A 16285-nucleotide genomic window follows, 5' to 3' on the forward strand; every position below is an offset into this window, starting at 1 on the left:
CTCCGGATGGATTCGGTTTCAACCTAGGGAACGCGCGCGACGGCTTCTAGGGTTCGAGGAGCGCGCGGGCGAGAACGAGAACCCGGACGTCCGAGGCGCCGGCGGCGTGCGCGGCGGCGGCGCAGGCCACCAGCGTCGCCCCGGAGGTCATCACGTCGTCGACGAGGAGGACAGGCCGCCCGGCGAGCGCCGCCCCCCGGCGGGGATGGGGCGCGATGGCCCCGGCCAGGGCCTGGGCCCGCGCCTCGCGCCCGCCATGGCCCAGGGACGAGGTGGCGCGGCGGCGCAGCAGGGCGTCGGGCAGGACGGGCAGGCCCAGGTGGCGTCCGGCCTCGGCGGCCAGGAGCAGGGCCTGGTTATGGCGGCGGCGCAGGAGGCGCGTCCAGTGGAGCGGCACCGGCACGAGCACCTGCCCGTCGAGAAGGAGCGGCCGGGCCGCCGTCGCGAGCCAGCGCCCGAGGGGCCGGGCGAGGTCGGTGCGGTCGGCGTGCTTGAGGGCGAGGGCGAGCTGCCGCCCGGTGCCGCGATAGGGCAGGGCGGCGCGGCCCCGGCTCCAGGCCCGAGGGCGGCGAAGGCAGTCGTCGCAATGGACGGGCCCGGCGTCTTGGCCGGGCAGGGGCACCCCGCAGGCGTCGCAGACCAGCGCGCCGGCCAGGAAGCCCGCCCCGCGCCAGCAGGGGCCGCAGAGCCCGAATTCCGAGTCCGTGAATTCGCCGCAGGCCACGCAGGCGGGCGGATAGACCGCGCGCCGGAGCGCGCCGAGCGATGTCGACGCTGCGCGCGCCATGCTTTGCAACACCCCCGCGCTCCCCTACATGGGCGCCATGCCCCAGCTCACCGACCGATCCGCCCTGTCCCGTCACCGCGCGCGCGCCACCGCCCCATTCCTGCGCGAGGCCGTCGCGGCCGAGGTGGAGGATAGGCTGCTGGAGGTTAACAGGCGGTTTACGGCGCCCGCCGTGGTCACGCCCTTCCCGCAGGTCTGGGCCGGGCGGCTGCCCGGGGCGAAGACGGTCCCGGACACGGAGGTGCTGGACCTGGAGCCCGGGGCGCATGACCTCGTGATCCATGACCTCTGCCTGCACTGGGCGGACGATCCTGTGGGGCAGCTCGCGCAGGCGGCGCGGGCCCTGCAGCCGGACGGGTTCCTTCTGGCCACGCTGTTCGGCGGCACGACGCTGGCCGAGCTGCGGGGGGCGCTCGCGGAGGCCGAGGTGGAGGCCACCGGCGGCCTGAGCCCCCGCGTGGCGCCAATGGGCGAGATCCGGGATCTCGGCAACCTCCTGGGCCGGGTGGGGCTGGCGCTGCCGGTCGCGGACTCGGCACCCTTCGACGTGAGCTACGCGGACGCCCTCGCGCTCATGCGCGACCTGCGGGCGATGGGCGAATCGAATGCGCTGGAGGGGCGGCTGCGGCGGTTCAGCCGGCGCGACGTGATCCTGGGCGCGATGGCCCGCTACCCGCTGACCGACGGGCGCGCGGTCGCGCATTTCGAGGTCGTGACGCTGACCGCCTGGGCCCCGGCGCCGAGCCAGCCCAAGGCGCTGCGGCCGGGCTCGGCCGCGCGCAGCCTGGCGGAGGCGCTGGAGGCGGCGCGGCGGGAGAACGGCGGATGTGGCGCCCGGTGGCACGGTCGCATGCGTATTTGAGCCAAGTTGATGGGGGCGCACAGGCGATGTGCCTTGCCCCGCCCCCCCGGTCCCGGCGATAAGCCGGGCGCTGTTTCGGGAGACACCATGAACGCCCTGACGCCTCGGACCCCCGCCGTTCCCGCCCATGCCCCCCAGGGGCATCCGGCGGTCCAGCCCGCCCGCATCGGCATCCTGCTGGCCAACCTCGGCACGCCGGACAACACCGACTACTGGTCGATGCGGCGCTACCTGAACGAGTTCCTGTCGGACAAGCGGGTGATCGACTACCCGGCCTGGAAATGGCAACCGCTGCTCCAGACCATCATCCTAACCAAGCGGCCGTTCACGTCAGGGGCCAACTACCGCAAGATCTGGGACCGGGAGCGCAACGAGAGCCCGCTCCTCACCATCACCAAGTCCCAGACCGAGGGGCTGCGCGAGCGGCTCCAGGCGCGCTTCGGTGACGGGGTGCGGGTCGAGTTCTGCATGCGCTACGGCAACCCGTCCACGCAGTCGGTGATCAAGCGGATGGTGGAGGAGGGGTGCCAGCGCATCCTCTTCGTGCCGCTCTATCCGCAATATGCGGGGGCGACCTCGGCCACGGCCTGCGACCAGTTCTTCCGCGCGCTGATGGACCTGCCCTGGCAGCCCATCGCCCGCGTCATGGACCCCTATTTCGACGATCCCGCCTATATCGGGGCGCTGGCGGAGTCGGTCCGGCGGGGCTGGGCGGCGGCGGAGAAGGAGCCGGAGCTGCTGGTCTGCTCCTATCACGGGATGCCGAAGCGGTATCTCATGCAGGGCGACCCCTACCACTGCCAATGCCAGAAGACGACGCGGCTGCTGACCGAGGCGCTGGGCTGGGAGCGCACCAAGGTCCGCACGACCTTCCAGAGCGTCTTCGGCACCGAGGAATGGCTGCGGCCCTACACGGTCGAGGAGGTCGCGCGGCTGGTGAAGGAGGAGGGCGTCAAGCGGCTCGCCATCTGCGCGCCCGCCTTCTCGGCCGACTGCATCGAGACGCTGGAGGAGATCCAGGAGGAGATCCGGGAGTCCTTCGAGCATGCGGGCGGGGAGCAGTTCACCTACATCCCCTGCCTCAACGACGATCCCGCGCATCTCGACGCGATCGAGGGGGCGATCCTGCGCAACCTGGGCGGCTGGGCCTGATCTTGGAGGCACGGACGGGCCGATTTGTCGTGATGGGCGTGTCGGGGGTCGGCAAGACCGGCACCGGCACGCGGCTGGCGGCCGCCCTGGGCGGGCGCTTCGTCGAGGGGGATGACCTTCATTCGCCGGAGGCGCGCGCCAAGATGGCCGCGGGCACGCCGCTCACGGACGAGGACCGCTGGCCCTGGCTCGACCGCGTGGCCGAGGCGCTGGCCGAGGGTGAGGCGCCGGTGGTGGGGGCCTGCTCGGCGCTGCGGCGGGGCTACCGCGACCGGCTGCGGGCGCGGGTGCCGGACCTGGTGTTCCTGCATCTGGTGGCCGAGCGCGGGCTGATCCACGAACGGCTGCTGAAGCGGCAGGGGCACTACATGCCGCCCGCGCTGCTCGACAGCCAGATCGAGGCGTTGGAGCCGCTGGAGGCCGACGAGCGCGGGCTGCGGGTGCCCGTGGACGGGCCCAAGGAGGAGGTTCTCGCGGACCTTCTGGAGCGGCTGGCGCGGCTTTAGGCCATCACGCCTTGGGCCGCCTCGCGCAGGGCGCGGATGTTGCGCCCGTAGGCCTCGGGGCCGCCCTGGAAGACGGCCGAGCCCGCCACCATCACGTCCGCGCCCGCCTGGGCGAGCGAGCGGGCGGTCTTGAGGCTGACGCCGCCGTCGACCTGGAGGCGGATCGGGCGGTCCGCGATCAGGGCCCGCAGCGCGCGCACCTTGTCGAGCATGGCCGGGATCAGGGATTGGCCGCCGAAGCCCGGGTTCACGGTCATAACGCAGAGGAGGTCCACCTCGTCGAGGAGATGCGCCACGGCGTCGATGCCGGTGCCGGGATTGACGGCAAGGCCGGCCTTGCAGCCGGCGGCGCGGATCGCCTGCAGCGTGCGGTGGATGTGCGGCCCGGCCTCGTGATGCGCGGTGATCACGTCGGCGCCGGCCTGGGCGAAAGCCCCGATGTAGGCGTCCACCGGCGCGATCATCAGGTGCACGTCCATGGTGCCCTGGATGTGGGGGCGAAGGGCGGCGCACATCTGCGGGCCGAAGGTGAGGTTGGGGACGAAGTGCCCGTCCATGACGTCCACATGGACCCAGTCGGCCCCGGCCTCGGCGAGGGCGCGGCATTCGCCCCCGAGTGCGGCGAAGTCGCCGGACAGGATGGATGGGGCGATGGTCACGGCGTGGGTCATGATGGGTCCTCCTGGCCCGGGGGCATAAACGCGAAGGGGCCTGGAAACCAAGCCCCCTGCGACCCCATCGGCCCTGGGGACCGCCGTCAGATCAGCTTCACCTGCGTGCCGACGGTGGCGAGCTGGAAGAGCTCGGCGATGTGCTCGTTGTAGAGGCCGATGCAGCCGTTCGAGGAACGCCGCCCGATCTTGCGGGTGTCGTGGGTCCCGTGGATACGGTAGAACTGCCAGCTCAGGTAGAGCGCGTAGGGCCCGAGCGGGTTCATCGGGTCGCCACCGGCCACGAACTCGGGCCATTCGGGGTTGCGCTCGCGCATGGAGGGGGTGGGGCGCCACGGCGGGGCGACCACCTTGTCCACGACCTCGGTCATCCCCAGGCGCGTCAGCTCGTCGGTGAGCGGCACGGAGGTCGGATAAAGGCGATAGATCGACTGGTCCTCGCTCCAGTAGTGGAGCGCGCGCGACTGGATGTCGCAGAGGATCACGCCGCCGCGCGTCGACTGGAAGTGGTCCTGCCAGTTCACCGTGCGGAAGGCCGAGACGTTGTGGCGCGTGGATTGCGAGATGTCGGCCTCCATCTCGGTGGAGTTGGCCTGCTGCGCGAAGGCCGGCGCCGCAAGGCCCGCGCCCAGGAAGGCCGCGCCCGCGCCCAAGAGTTGCCTGCGGCTGATGCCGTTCCGGTCGGCCATGTCGCCCGTTCCCCTTATTGTCCCATGCTCGTGATCGGCTCGTTACAGATGCCCATGCAGGGCCGCAATTCAAGGTCTCGGGAGGTGGGCCGCTCCGTGTCGATCCGGTTTGAAACCCTCTTGCACCACCGTTAAGGAAGCGCCTGGACAACCGAGGGGACACGGGATGCGGCGCAGGGCGTTGATGTTGGGCGGGATGGCGTCTCTGGCGCTCGCGGCCTGCGGGGGGCCTCCGCCCCGGCCGCTGGTGGGTCCGGACGGGCTTCCCCTGCCGACGCTCTACCGCATCACGCCCGAGATGGAGGCTGAGATCGGCTACCGGATGGCCGATTCGGTCAACACGCTGCGGCAGGCGGCCGGGGCGCCGCCGGTGGCGCTCGACGCGCAGCTCACGGCCGCGGCGGCCACGCATGCCCGCGACATGGCGGTGCAGAACCGGCCCTGGCACTTCGGCTCGGACGGGTCCTCTCCGGTGGACCGACTGCGGCGGGTGGGCTATCCGGGGCGGCTCGTGGGAGAGGCGATCTCGGAAACCTACGAGAACGAGCTCCAAACGCTGGCCGCCTGGATGGAGAACCCGAGCACGCGGGCGGTGATCCTCGATCCCTCGGCGACGCGGCTGGGCCTCGCGTGGTTCCAGGAGCAGTCGGGCAAGATCTGGTGGACGATGGTGCTGGCCGCCTGAGGCGGCCGGGACCGGAACATGGCGGCGGGGCACGGACCCCGCCGTGGGCGTTCAGGGATAGATGTGGATCGGCGTGCCGTCGCGCACCATGGCGTAGATCTCCTCCATCTCGGAGTTCGTGACGGCGATGCAGCCGGCGGTCCAGCTGCCGGCGAGATAGGCGCCCGGCTTGAGGCTCGCGGGTTGGCCGTGGATGAAGATGTCGCCGCCGGGCGACAAGCCCAGGGCCGCGGCGCGGGCCACGTCCTGCTCGTTCGGGTAGGAGATGCCGATCGACAGGTGATACTGCGAGTTCGGGTTGCGGCGGTTGATCGTGTAGGTGCCCTCGGGCGTCTTGCCGTCGCCTTCCATCAACTTGTGGCCGATGGGATCGCCGCCCAGTTCGAAGCGGAACTCGCGCAGGGCGCGGTTGCCGCTCATCAGGTACATGACCCGCCTGGACTTGAACACGATCACGCCGGTCACCGGCGGGCCTTGGTAATTGCGGAACTTGGTCGGGGTGCCACCGCCGCAGCCGGCCAAGGCCGTCAGGGCCGCGCCGCCCATGAGGAGGAATCGCCTGGAAATCGTCACTGTCGCCTGCCCGGTCTGCCGCCGTTTCTGCCCCGATCGTAGCCGAGAACTCACCGTCCCGCGAGAGGCCGTGAGGTCAGGCGAGCGAAAATCGCGTGGCGAGCTCCACGTGAGGGGACCAGCGGAACTGGTCCACGACGGTGATCGGGTCCATGCGGTAGCCGGCCGCGAGCAGCGCCTTGGCGTCGCGCGCGAAGCTGGCGGGGTTGCAGGACACATAGGCGACGGTCGGCAGGCGGGCCTCGGCCAGGGCGCGGACCTGCGCCTCGGCCCCGGCGCGGGGTGGGTCGATCACGGCGGCGTCGAATCGTTTCAGCTCGGTCGGGTCGAGCGGGCGGCGGAAGAGGTCGCGCGCCTCGGTGGTGACGCGGTGCAGGCCCGGCGCGCCGCGCCAGCCTTTCTGGAGCGCCTCCAGCATGGCGGCCTCGCCTTCGACGGCGTGGACCTCGGCTGATTCGGCCAGCGGCAGGGCGAAGGTGCCCACGCCCGCGAAGAGGTCGGCCACGCGGGCGGCGCCCTGCACGGCCTCGCGGACGGAGGTTACGAGCGCAGCCTCGCCGTGCTGGGTGGCCTGGAGGAAGGCGCCGGGGGGCGGCACGACGCGGGCGCGGCCCAGGGATTGCCAGGGGCCCTCGCGCTGGGCGATCAGCTCGCCGTTCCAGGTGAGGCGGGCGACGCCGGCCCGGGCAGCCCAGGCGGCGGCGTCCTGGCGCAGGCCGACATCGAGGTCGCGCGCCTCCTCCAGCACCACGTCGGCCCCGGCGGGGCTGTCGGTCAGGGTGATCCCGATCTCGCGCGAGCGGGGAGCGGCCACCTGCGCGAGGTCGAGGAGGGCGGGGCGCAGCGCCATCAGGGCGGGGGTGAGGATCTTGCAGTGCGGGTTGTCGATCACCGTGTCCGAGGCGCGAGCATGAAAGCCCAGGAGCGCACCCTTCTTGAGCCGGCGCGCGGCGAGGCGGGCGCGGCGGCGGCTGTTGGGCGGAGAGGTGACGACGCGGGCGACCTCGCCCTCGATCCCCTGGCCCGCGAGGGCGCCGTAGACGATCCCGGCCTTCCACTCGGCCACGAAGGCGTCGGAGGCGTGCTGCATGGCGCAGCCACCGCAGGCGCTGAAATGAGGGCAGGGGGCGGCGACGCGATCCGGCGAGGGCGTCACGATGCGCCAGGTGCCGTCGGCGCGCGGCGCGATCTCCTCGCCCGGCAGGACGCGCGGGACCAGCGTGCCGTCCGCGAGGCGGCCCTGGCCGTGGTGGGTGAGCGACTGGACGCGCGCGGCGGTGTCGGGGAGTGCGGTCATCGGGCGGCCTGAAGGAAACAAGGCCGCCTAGATGGGCGAGGGCGGGCCCCACCGCAAGCGGGCGGAGCGCCGCACGGGGCTTATTCGGCCGCCTCGGCCTCCATGGTGAGGAAGCCGCCCGACTGGCGGTTCCAGTAGCGGGCGTAGAGGCCGCCGCGGGCAAGGAGCGCCTGGTGGGTGCCCTCCTCGACGATGCGGCCCTGATCCATGACGACGATCCGGTCCATGCTGGCGATGGTGGACAAGCGGTGGGCGATGGCGATCACCGTCTTACCGACCATGGCCTCCTCCAGCGCGGCCTGGATTTCGGCCTCGACCTCGGAGTCGAGGGCGGAGGTCGCCTCGTCGAGAACAAGGATGGGCGCGTCCTTGAGCATGGCGCGGGCGAGCGCGATGCGCTGGCGCTGGCCGCCCGAGAGCTTCACGCCGCGCTCGCCCAGATGGGCGTCGTAGCCCTTGCGGCCCTTGAAGTCCTCCAATTGCAGGATGAAGTCGTGGGCGCGGGCGGCCTTGGCGGCGGCGACCACCTCCTCGTCGGTGGCGTCGGGGCGGCCGTAGCGGATGTTGTCGCGGGCCGAGCGGTTGAACATGGCCGTCTCCTGCGTGACCATGCCGATGGCGCGGCGCAAGGACTCCTGCGTGGTCTGGCGCACGTCCTGCCCGCCCACCAGCACCTGCCCACGCTCCACGTCGTAGAGCCGCAGCAGGAGCGCCACGAGGGTGGACTTGCCCGCGCCCGAGGCGCCCACAAGGCCAATCTTCTCGCGCGGGGCGATCGTCAGGTTCAGGTCGTGCAGGCCCCCGCCCGTTTCCTCGTCGCCCTCGCGGCCGTAGGTGAAGTGGACGTCGTCGAAGCGGATGCCGTCGGCCGCAGGCAGCGGGCGGGCATCGGGGGCGTCCTCCATGCTGTGATTGTGGGCGAGCGTGTTCATCCCGTCCTCGACCTCGCCCACGTTGGCGTAAAGGCCCATGAGCGCGAAGCTGACCCAGCCCGTCATCTGCGCGATGCGCAGCGCCACCGTGCCGGTCGCCGCGATGTCGCCGGGTGTGGCGGTCCCTTGCGTCCAGAAATGGAGCGTGAGGCCGACCATCAGGACGGGCAGGAGCCCGGCAATCACCATGAGGCCGAAGCGGAAGCTGGTGGAGATGGTGCCGTAGTCGAGCGTGGTCTCGCGGTAGCGGTCCATGGCCTGGATGGCGGCTTCGTCCTCGGCGTCGGCGTGCGCGAAGAGCTTGACGGTGCGCATGTTGGTGATGGTGTCCACCACCTGCCCCGTGACCACGGCGCGGGCGGCGGCGCGGCCCTCGGCGCGACGGCGGATCTGGGGCAGGAAGCGGCTGATGTAGAACAGGTAGCCCGCGAACCAGATCCCCAGCGCCAGCCCCACGCGCCAGTCGATCGAGATCACCAGCAGCATGGTCGCGATCACCGAGGAGAGCGCGAAGACGATGGTGTTGATGAACTCCACCGTGGATTCGGTCACGGCCCGGCCGGTCTGCATCTGCTTTTGCGCGATGCGGCCGGCGAAGTCGTTGTCGAAGAAGGTGATGTCCTGCCCCAGCGTCCAGCGGTGCAGGCGCGAGAGCACCAGCACATTGAGCGAAGGGCCGATCACCACCGACTGGAAGGCCGCCGAGGCGCCGAAGGTGAGCGGGCGCAGGACGATCAGGAAGAGCGCGATCCCGAGAAAGAGCAGCGTGTGGTCGGACCAGAGCCGGTCGGGGCTGCTGCCGGAGGCGAGGTCGATCACGGTGCCGAGCAGCATGGCCGAGACGACCTCGGCGGTGCCGGCGAGGACGCTGACCACCGAGGCCACCGCGAGGACCGGGAAGGACCCGCGCAGGCACCAGGCGAAGAAGGCCCAGAGGGTGCGGGGCGGACGGGGAACCGGGGCCTCATCGAAGGGCGGGATCAGGCGCGCGAGGCGCTCGGCCCAGGTCGGGCGGGCCGAGGGCGCGGGAAGGGCGGTCATTCGGCGGCCTCCGTCGTCAGGTCGGGCGTCAGGTCGGGCGTCAGGTCGATGTCACGGGCGAGGAAGCCGCCGGACTGGCGGCTCCAGAGGCGGGCGTAGAGGCCGCCCTGGGCCAGAAGCTCGTCATGGGTGCCGTCCTCGACGATGCGGCCGCCGTCGAGCACCACGATGCGGTCCATGCGGGCGATGGTGGACAGGCGGTGCGCGATGGCGATGACCGTCTTGCCCTCCATCATCGTGGCGAGCGTGCCCTGGATGGCGGCCTCCACCTCGGAGTCGAGCGCGGAGGTCGCCTCGTCGAGCACGAGGATGGGCGCATCCTTGAGGATCACGCGGGCGAGCGCGATGCGCTGGCGCTGGCCGCCCGACAGCTTCACCCCGCGTTCGCCCACCTTGGCGTCGTAGCCGCGGTTGCCGTCCGAGTCCTCCAGCCGGAGGATGAAGTCATGCGCCTCGGCCTGCCGGGCGGCGGCGATCATCTGGTCCTCGGTGGCGTCAGGCCGTCCGTAGAGCAGGTTCTCGCGCACCGTGCGGTGCAGGAGGGACGATTCCTGCTGGACCATGCCGATGGCCGAGCGCAGCGAATCCTGCGTGACGCCCCGGATGTCCTGGCCGTCGATGAGGATGGCGCCGCCCTCGGCGTCGTAGAAGCGCAGGAGGAGCTTGACGAGCGTCGACTTGCCCGCGCCCGAGCGGCCCACGAGGCCCACCTTCTGGCGGGGGGCCACCATCAGGTCCAGGTGGTCGAGGCCGCCCGAGTCGCGGCCGTAGTGGTGGGTGAGGTCGCGCAGCTCGATCCGGCCCTCGGTCACGTGGAGCGGCGTGGCATCCGGCGCGTCGAGCAGGGTGATGGGCTGGGCGATGGTCTCCATGCCCTCCTGCACGGTGCCGAGCGAGCGGAAGAAGTCCGACACCGACAGCATGATCCAGCCGGACATGTTGGAGATCCGCAGCACCAGCGCCGAGGCCGCGGCCACGATGCCCACGGTGGCGAGGCCCCCGGTCCAGAGCCAGATGGCCCAGCCCACCACGCCCACGATCAGCACGCCGTTCAGGAGCGTCAGCACGATGTCCATGATCGTGAAAAGCCGCATCTCGCGCTGGAAGGTCTCGCGCGTCCGGGCGATGGCCTCGCGCGCGTCAAGCAGCTCGCGGTCGCCCTGGGCGAACATCTTGACCGAATGGATGTTGGTGTAGGCGTCCACGACGCGGCCGTTGACCGCGCTGCGGGCGCTGGAGGAGGCCTCGGAGGCGGGGCCGATGCGGCGCACGACCCAGCGCACGAGGAGCGCATAGGGAATGAGCCAGAGCGTGAGCGGGATCAGGAGCCGGGGGTCGGCGACCCAGAGCAGGACGGCGGCACCCGCGATGTAGGAGATCGCGTAGGCGATGGCGTCGAAGACGTTGTAGATCGCGTCGCCCGCCGCTGGGGGGGCCTGCATGACGCGGTTGGCGATGCGGCCGGCGAAGTCGCCCTCGAACCACCCCACCGACTGGCGCAGGACGTGGCCATGGGCGCGCCAGCGGATCAGGGTGCCGAAGTTCGGCAGGATCGCGTTGTTCAGGAGCAGCGCCTGGACCCCGAAGATGAAGGGGCGCACCAAGAGCACGAAGGCCGCGACGAGGAGGAGCTCGGTCCCGTGGTCGGCCCAGACCGTCTCGGGCGAGGCGGCGGTGAGGTCGTCGATGAGCGCCCCCGAGTAGTGGATGAGCCAGAGCTCCACGGCCGCGACCGCCGCCACGAAGACGGCGGAGGCGACGAAGACGCCGCGGAACGGGCCCATGTAGCCCTTGAGAAAGGGCCAGAGCCGGCGCGGGGGCTCGTTCACGACCTCATGGGGCGCGAAGGGATCGACGAGGTTCTCGAAAAGGCGGAACATGGGGACACGCATGTGGGGCCGTCGCCCGGGAGGGGCGCGACGAGCCGCAAAGGAAGGTTGTCGGGCGGATATAGGCTGGCCCGTCCCGCAGGAAAACGGAACCTGCCGCTTTTTCGGTCAGCCCGCCGGGGGCAGGGCGAGGAGAGCCTCGGGCGGGAGCGCGAAGCCCGAGTCGATCCAGGCGCGTTCCAGGTCCCGCAGGCGCTGGCCCAGGGCAGGCCCGGCGAGGGGCGCGAGGTCGGCGGCCGAGAGGGGGAAGCGTTGAATCGCGCCCTTCCGGGCGAGCCGCTCGGCCTCGGGGTCGAGGAGCGCGTTCGAGAGCGCGGCGCGCAACGCGAGGATATCGAGCGCGTCGGTCTCGCCCAGGCGGTAGCCCAGCTCGCCCGGCGGGGTGAAGGCGCCCATGCCCTCGGTCAGGCGTTCGAGCCGCTTGGCCTGCTGGCGCGACAGCCGGAGCCGTTCGGGCACCTCCTCGCCACCCAGCGCCGCCAGGCGCCGCAAGGGGTCGAGAGGGAGGCCCGCCTCTCCCTCGATATGGACGAGAGGGGCCAGGAGGCCGTCGCCCGCCCCCGGCAGGACGCGGGCCAGAACCCCGGTCACGCGCATGGCGGCGACGGCGGGGGCCGGGTCGGGGGCGGCAAGGAGGCGGAGCGTCTCGTGGCCCACGCGCTCGCGCGAGAGGGTGTCGAGGCCGTCGAGGTTGCGGGCGATGGCGTCGAGGGCGTCGGGGTCGAGCCCCTCGTCCGGGTCGCCGTGCCAGGCGTGGAAGCGGAAGTAGCGCAGGGAGCGGAGGTAATCCTCGCGGATGCGGGTCGAAGGGTCGCCCACGAAGCGGATGCGCCGCGCCCGCAGGTCCGGCAGGCCCTCGGTCGGGTCGAGGAGGGTGCCGTCGGGCGCGAGGTAGAGCGCGTTCACCGTGAAGTCGCGGCGGCGGGCGTCCTCCTCGGGCGAGGTGCCGAAGGCCACGGTGGCATGGCGGCCGTCCGTCGCCACGTCGCGGCGGAGCGTCGTGACCTCGACGGGGCGGCCCGCCAGCACGGTCACCGTGCCGTGGTCGAGGCCGGTGGGGACGGGGCGCAGGCCCGCGGCCTGCGCGAGGTGCATGACGCGCTCGGGGGTGGCGTCGGTGGTCACGTCGATGTCGCCGATGGGCTTGCCCAGGAGCGCGTCGCGGACGGCGCCGCCGACGATCCAGGCACGGTGACCGCCGCCCTCCAGCATCTCCAGGACACGGCGGGCGGCCTCGTCGGCCAGGAGCGGCGTCAGGGCGGGGGTCGGATCATCCACGGGCAGTCTCCATGCGTTCGGCGAGGCCCCGCAAGAGCCGCGCCGTGGCGCCCCAGATGTAGTACGGACCCCAGGGGACAACCCAGTAGCGGCGATGACGGCCCTGCCAGCGGCGGCCTTCCACCCGGTAGCGGTCGAGCCGGGCCAGATGCGCGAGCGGCACGGCGAAGACCTCGGCGACCTCGCCGGCCTCGGGGCGGGGGATGAACGGCTCGCGGACGAGGGCCAGGACGGCGGCGACCGAGAAGCCGGTGACGGTCTCGTGGGGGCCGTAGAGGCCCAGGACCTCGGCATGCGGCAGGCCCACCTCCTCGTGCGCCTCGCGCAGGGCGCAGGCGGGGGCGTCCTCGACGCCGTCGATCTTGCCGCCGGGCAGGGCGATCTGGCCGGGGTGATGGCGCAGGTGGGCCGAGCGCTTGGTCAGGATCACCCGCGCCTGCGGGCCCGTGAGGTCCACGGCGAGCAGGACGGCGGCGGGGCGCAGCTCCCGGCCCGCGGGGCGGGGCAGGCCGGGGTCGAGGTCGTAGTCGGTCGTGGCGGCCCGGGGGACCGCCAGCGCCCGTCTCAGGAGGTCCTCGGCCTCAGAGGGATGCACTCGTGCCCGCCGGAGCCGTCGCCTCGAAGCCCAGGGAGTTGGGCTCGAACTCGTAATGCGCGCCGCAGAACTGGCAGTCGGCGGTGACGATGCCCTCCTCGGTCGTCATGTGGCCGATGTCCTTGGCCGAGTAGATCGAGAGCGACTGGCGCACCTTGTCCTCGGAGCAGGAGCAGCCGAAGTTCACCGGATGGGCCGGGAAGATGCGGGGGCCTTCCTCGTGGAAGAGGCGCACGAGGAGGTCGGTCGGATGCACCTGCGGGCCCACCAGCTCCAGGTCCTCGACGGTGTCGAGCAGGATATTGGCGCGGTTCCAGTTCTCGCCGTCCTCGCCGTCGAGGATGTCGCGGTGGTGCAGGAGGCCGCCCTCGCCCGTGCCCTCGGCGGCGGCGACGGACATGCCGGCCTTGGGCATCGACTGGATCATCACGCCGCCGGCGCGCCAGCGCTCCTGGTCGCCGCCCAGCCGCGAGCGGCCGAAGGAGAGCGCGAAGCGGGTCGGAAGCTGCTCGGACTGCGCGAAGTAGGTTTCCGCGCAGGCGGCGAGGGAGCCGCCCGCGAGCGGCGTGATGCCCTGGTAGGGGGTCGTCCCTTCGCCCTGGTCGATCAGGATGGCGAAGTAGCCCTTGCCGATCTGGCCGAAGGCGTCGCCGCCCTCGTCGAGGCGCGCGGGGTCGAAGCTGGCCCAGGCGCGGATGCGCGCGGGCTCGTCGTCCGATTCCGGGGCGTAGTAGTCGGCGGCGATGATGCGGGCGGGGCCGTCGCCGCGGACCTGGATCGACAGCTTCCAGCGCAGCTTGACCGTGGGGCCGATCAGCGCGGCGAGAAGGGCGGTTTCCGCCACCAGCGCCTCGATCGCGGCGGGGTAGTCGTGCTGGGCCAGGACCTTCTCGAGCGTGCCGTCGAGGCGCGCCACGCGGCCCCGGATGTCGGAGGCGTCGAGCTGGAAGGGCAGGACGGTGTCGTCCCAGGCGATGCGGGCACCAAGATCCATGACAAATCCTTTAGCGGAAAGGGCCGACGGCTCCAATGGGACAGCCGCGTCTGGCGGGGAAGGGGTCGGGCGGTCATATAGGGCCGCGAGAGGTGCTGTTGAAGGGGGCGGGAATGCGGCGCTGGGGCGAGCCGATGGTGCGCGGTCGGGTCTACCGCCGCAGGCCCGGGATCTATGCGATCCTGTGGCGCGAGGGCGAGTTGCTGCTGACCTTCCAGGCCGCGCCCGAGCCGGAGGTGCAGCTTCCGGGCGGGGGGATCGATCCGGGCGAGCAGCCCCTGCCGGCCCTCCACCGCGAGATCTTCGAGGAAACCGGCTGGCGTATCGGAGGCTCGCGGCGGCTGGGGGTCTACAAGCGCTACGCCTACATGCCCGAGTACGATCTTTGGGCCGAGAAGGTGTGCCAGGTCTGGCTCGCGCGGCCCGTGCGGCGGCTGGGCGAGCCCACCGAGCCCGGGCACGCGGCGCTCTGGGCCTCGCCGGAGATGGCGCTGGACCTGTTGCCGAACGCGGCCGAGCGGGACTTCCTGCGGCGGGTGCTGCGGTAAGGGAGTTCTGCCCCCTCGCCGCTGCGCGGCTTCGCCCCCGGGATACGTGGGGCCGGGAAAGGGCCGGAGCGTTTCCGCCGCGTCTGGGGGCACGGGGCGGACGGTCTCCGGGGCTGCTCGGCGGACGCCACTCCGACGCGGGCAGGGGGCGCGTGTTCGACGCGCGGCGGCTGGGGGGTGGGTTCCCCAGTTGGTCCGGCGGCACGCGGGCCGGGTCCCTGAAAAGAGCGGCCACGAAGATGTCGTCCGAGAGCGGGAGAGCAGAGTCCCGCAGGCGGCCCCGTGGCGATGCGTGCGGGACCAGGGTGCGGGACAAAGGTTAACGGTTTCTGACAGCACCGAACGGTCCTCCCCCGGTGCGCGCAACACCCCGTCGACAGCAACGGGCCGACCCCACGTCAGCCCCTCGCTTGCCGGTTCAGGCGAAACGGGCTAGGGGCGCGGCGAACTGCCCCAGTGGAGCCCGAACATGACCGCGCCTGCCCCCAAGAAGGTCGTCCTCGCCTATTCCGGCGGGCTCGACACCTCCATCATCCTGAAATGGCTCCAGACGGAGTACGGCTGCGAGGTCGTGACCTTCACCGCCGACCTGGGCCAGGGCGAGGAGCTGGAGCCCGCGCGCAAGAAGGCAGAACTGCTGGGGATCAGGAGCGAGAACATCCACATCGAGGACCTGCGCGAGGAGTTCGTGCGGGATTTCGTGTTCCCGATGTTCCGGGCCAACGCGCTCTATGAGGGGCTCTACCTGCTGGGGACCTCGATCGCGCGGCCGCTGATCGCCAAGCGGCTGGCCGAGATCGCGGCCGAGACGGGCGCGGACGCGGTGGCGCACGGCGCGACCGGCAAGGGCAACGACCAGGTGCGGTTCGAGCTGGGCGTCGCGGCGCTGAACCCCGCGCTCAAGGTCATCGCGCCGTGGCGGCTGTGGGACCTGACCTCCCGGACGAAGCTCTTGGAGTTCGCCGAGGCCAACCAGATCCCCATCGCCAAGGACAAGCGGGGCGAGGCGCCGTTCTCGGTCGATGCCAATCTCCTTCATACGTCTTCGGAAGGAAAGGTGCTGGAGAATCCGGCCGAGGAGCCGCCGGCTTACGTCTGGCAGCGCACGGTCGATCCCGAGGAGGCGCCGGACACGCCCGAGTTCGTGGAGATCGGCTTCGAGCGCGGGGACGCGGTGTCGATCAACGGCGAGCGCCTGTCGCCCGCCACGATCCTTGCGCGGCTCAACGACATCGGCGGGCGGCATGGGGTCGGGCGGCTCGATCTGGTGGAGAACCGCTTCGTCGGCATGAAGTCGCGCGGCGCCTACGAGACGCCCGGGGGCACGATCCTGCTGGAGGCGCATCGGGGGATCGAGCAGATCACGCTGGATGCGGGCGCCGGGCACCTCAAGGATTCGATTATGCCGCGCTATGCGGAGTTGATCTACAACGGGTTCTGGTTCTCGCCGGAGCGGGAGATGCTGCAGGCGCTGATCGACAAGAGCCAGGAGCACGTGACCGGGACGGTTCGGTTGAAGCTCTACAAGGGCTCGGTGCGGACGGTGGCGCGGTGGTCGGACCATTCGCTGTACTCCGAGAAGCACGTGACCTTCGAGGAGGACGCGGGCGCCTACGACCAGAAGGACGCGGAAGGGTTCATCCGGCTCAACGCGCTGCGGCTGCGGCTGGTGGCGGTGCGGAACGCGCGGGCGAAAGGCTGAGCCGCGCCCGGACGACCGCCCGGAGGGCTGTCGTCCGCGGCGAAGGCTTCCGAGCGCCTGCAAGGTGCGGGCCGCCTGGCCGGC

The 16285-nt window shown here is 71.7% G+C and carries 16 protein-coding genes; 6 read left to right on the top strand and 10 right to left on the bottom strand.

Annotated features, from left to right (window positions below; genetic code table 11):
* Positions 1–46 precede the first annotated feature (46 nt).
* Complete coding sequence (locus FHG71_RS03570; protein WP_139080238.1) at positions 47–787, bottom strand: ComF family protein; 741 nt, start codon at positions 785–787, stop codon at positions 47–49.
* Between FHG71_RS03570 and FHG71_RS03575 the strand changes: the two genes are divergently transcribed.
* The 3 genes from FHG71_RS03575 to FHG71_RS03585 all read left to right on the top strand — a co-directional run bounded on the left by FHG71_RS03575 (position 786) and on the right by FHG71_RS03585 (position 3307).
* Positions 786–1649 carry a methyltransferase domain-containing protein gene (locus FHG71_RS03575; RefSeq protein ID WP_425467316.1) on the top strand — a complete coding sequence of 288 codons (864 nt, stop codon included), beginning with the start codon at positions 786–788 and terminating at the stop codon, positions 1647–1649. The genes FHG71_RS03570 and FHG71_RS03575 overlap by 2 nt on opposite strands.
* An 87-nt stretch (positions 1650–1736) precedes the next feature.
* Entirely contained in the window at positions 1737–2801 is a 1065-nt protein-coding gene (gene hemH / locus FHG71_RS03580) for a ferrochelatase (protein WP_139080239.1), read from the top strand.
* Positions 2802–2833: 32 nt separating this feature from the next.
* Positions 2834–3307 (top strand): gluconokinase, encoded by a 474-nt coding sequence (locus FHG71_RS03585; protein WP_139080345.1) that lies wholly within the window; start codon positions 2834–2836, stop codon positions 3305–3307.
* On the opposite strand, the gene rpe is transcribed toward FHG71_RS03585, so the two are convergent.
* Positions 3304–3978 carry a ribulose-phosphate 3-epimerase gene (gene rpe / locus FHG71_RS03590; protein WP_139080240.1) on the bottom strand — a complete coding sequence of 225 codons (675 nt, stop codon included), beginning with the start codon at positions 3976–3978 and terminating at the stop codon, positions 3304–3306. The genes FHG71_RS03585 and rpe overlap by 4 nt on opposite strands.
* An 86-nt stretch (positions 3979–4064) precedes the next feature.
* Positions 4065–4667, bottom strand: coding sequence for a L,D-transpeptidase (locus tag FHG71_RS03595; protein WP_139080241.1), 603 nt, complete (start codon positions 4665–4667; stop codon positions 4065–4067).
* Positions 4668–4833: 166 nt separating this feature from the next.
* Between FHG71_RS03595 and dalA the strand changes: the two genes are divergently transcribed.
* Positions 4834–5352 (top strand): divisome-associated lipoprotein DalA, encoded by a 519-nt coding sequence (gene dalA, locus FHG71_RS03600; protein ID WP_139080242.1) that lies wholly within the window; start codon positions 4834–4836, stop codon positions 5350–5352.
* Between the two features lie 51 nt (positions 5353–5403).
* Here the strand turns inward: dalA and FHG71_RS03605 are convergent, their stop codons facing one another.
* The 7 genes from FHG71_RS03605 to hslO all read right to left on the bottom strand — a co-directional run bounded on the left by FHG71_RS03605 (position 5404) and on the right by hslO (position 13951).
* Positions 5404–5919, bottom strand: coding sequence for a L,D-transpeptidase family protein (locus FHG71_RS03605; RefSeq protein WP_425467318.1), 516 nt, complete (start codon positions 5917–5919; stop codon positions 5404–5406).
* A gap of 82 nt (positions 5920–6001) precedes the next feature.
* On the bottom strand, positions 6002–7222 hold the full coding sequence (locus FHG71_RS03610; RefSeq protein ID WP_139080243.1) for a class I SAM-dependent RNA methyltransferase: 1221 nt from the start codon (positions 7220–7222) through the stop codon (positions 6002–6004).
* Positions 7223–7302: 80 nt separating this feature from the next.
* The gene (locus tag FHG71_RS03615) at positions 7303–9195 is read right to left on the bottom strand and encodes an ABC transporter ATP-binding protein (RefSeq protein ID WP_139080244.1); all 1893 of its coding nucleotides are present in this window, start codon (positions 9193–9195) and stop codon (positions 7303–7305) included.
* The gene (locus tag FHG71_RS03620) at positions 9192–11075 is read right to left on the bottom strand and encodes an ABC transporter ATP-binding protein (RefSeq protein ID WP_139080245.1); all 1884 of its coding nucleotides are present in this window, start codon (positions 11073–11075) and stop codon (positions 9192–9194) included. Before FHG71_RS03620 ends, FHG71_RS03615 begins: the two co-directional genes overlap by 4 nt.
* A gap of 117 nt (positions 11076–11192) precedes the next feature.
* On the bottom strand, positions 11193–12362 hold the full coding sequence (locus tag FHG71_RS03625; RefSeq protein WP_342777505.1) for a CCA tRNA nucleotidyltransferase: 1170 nt from the start codon (positions 12360–12362) through the stop codon (positions 11193–11195).
* The gene (locus FHG71_RS03630) at positions 12355–12957 is read right to left on the bottom strand and encodes an NUDIX hydrolase (RefSeq protein ID WP_139080246.1); all 603 of its coding nucleotides are present in this window, start codon (positions 12955–12957) and stop codon (positions 12355–12357) included. The genes FHG71_RS03625 and FHG71_RS03630 overlap by 8 nt, the downstream gene beginning before the upstream one ends.
* Positions 12944–13951: an Hsp33 family molecular chaperone HslO gene (hslO, locus tag FHG71_RS03635; RefSeq protein WP_139080247.1), complete on the bottom strand. Its 1008-nt coding sequence runs from the start codon at positions 13949–13951 to the stop codon at positions 12944–12946. The genes FHG71_RS03630 and hslO overlap by 14 nt, the downstream gene beginning before the upstream one ends.
* A 113-nt stretch (positions 13952–14064) precedes the next feature.
* Here hslO and FHG71_RS03640 point away from each other — a divergent pair, with 113 nt between their 5' ends.
* Positions 14065–14499: an NUDIX domain-containing protein gene (locus FHG71_RS03640; RefSeq protein ID WP_246045328.1), complete on the top strand. Its 435-nt coding sequence runs from the start codon at positions 14065–14067 to the stop codon at positions 14497–14499.
* A gap of 469 nt (positions 14500–14968) precedes the next feature.
* On the top strand, positions 14969–16201 hold the full coding sequence (locus tag FHG71_RS03645) for an argininosuccinate synthase (protein ID WP_139080248.1): 1233 nt from the start codon (positions 14969–14971) through the stop codon (positions 16199–16201).
* Positions 16202–16285: the final 84 nt, after the last annotated feature.

Source organism: Rubellimicrobium roseum, from assembly GCF_006152145.1.
GTDB classification, from domain to species: domain Bacteria; phylum Pseudomonadota; class Alphaproteobacteria; order Rhodobacterales; family Rhodobacteraceae; genus Rubellimicrobium; species Rubellimicrobium roseum.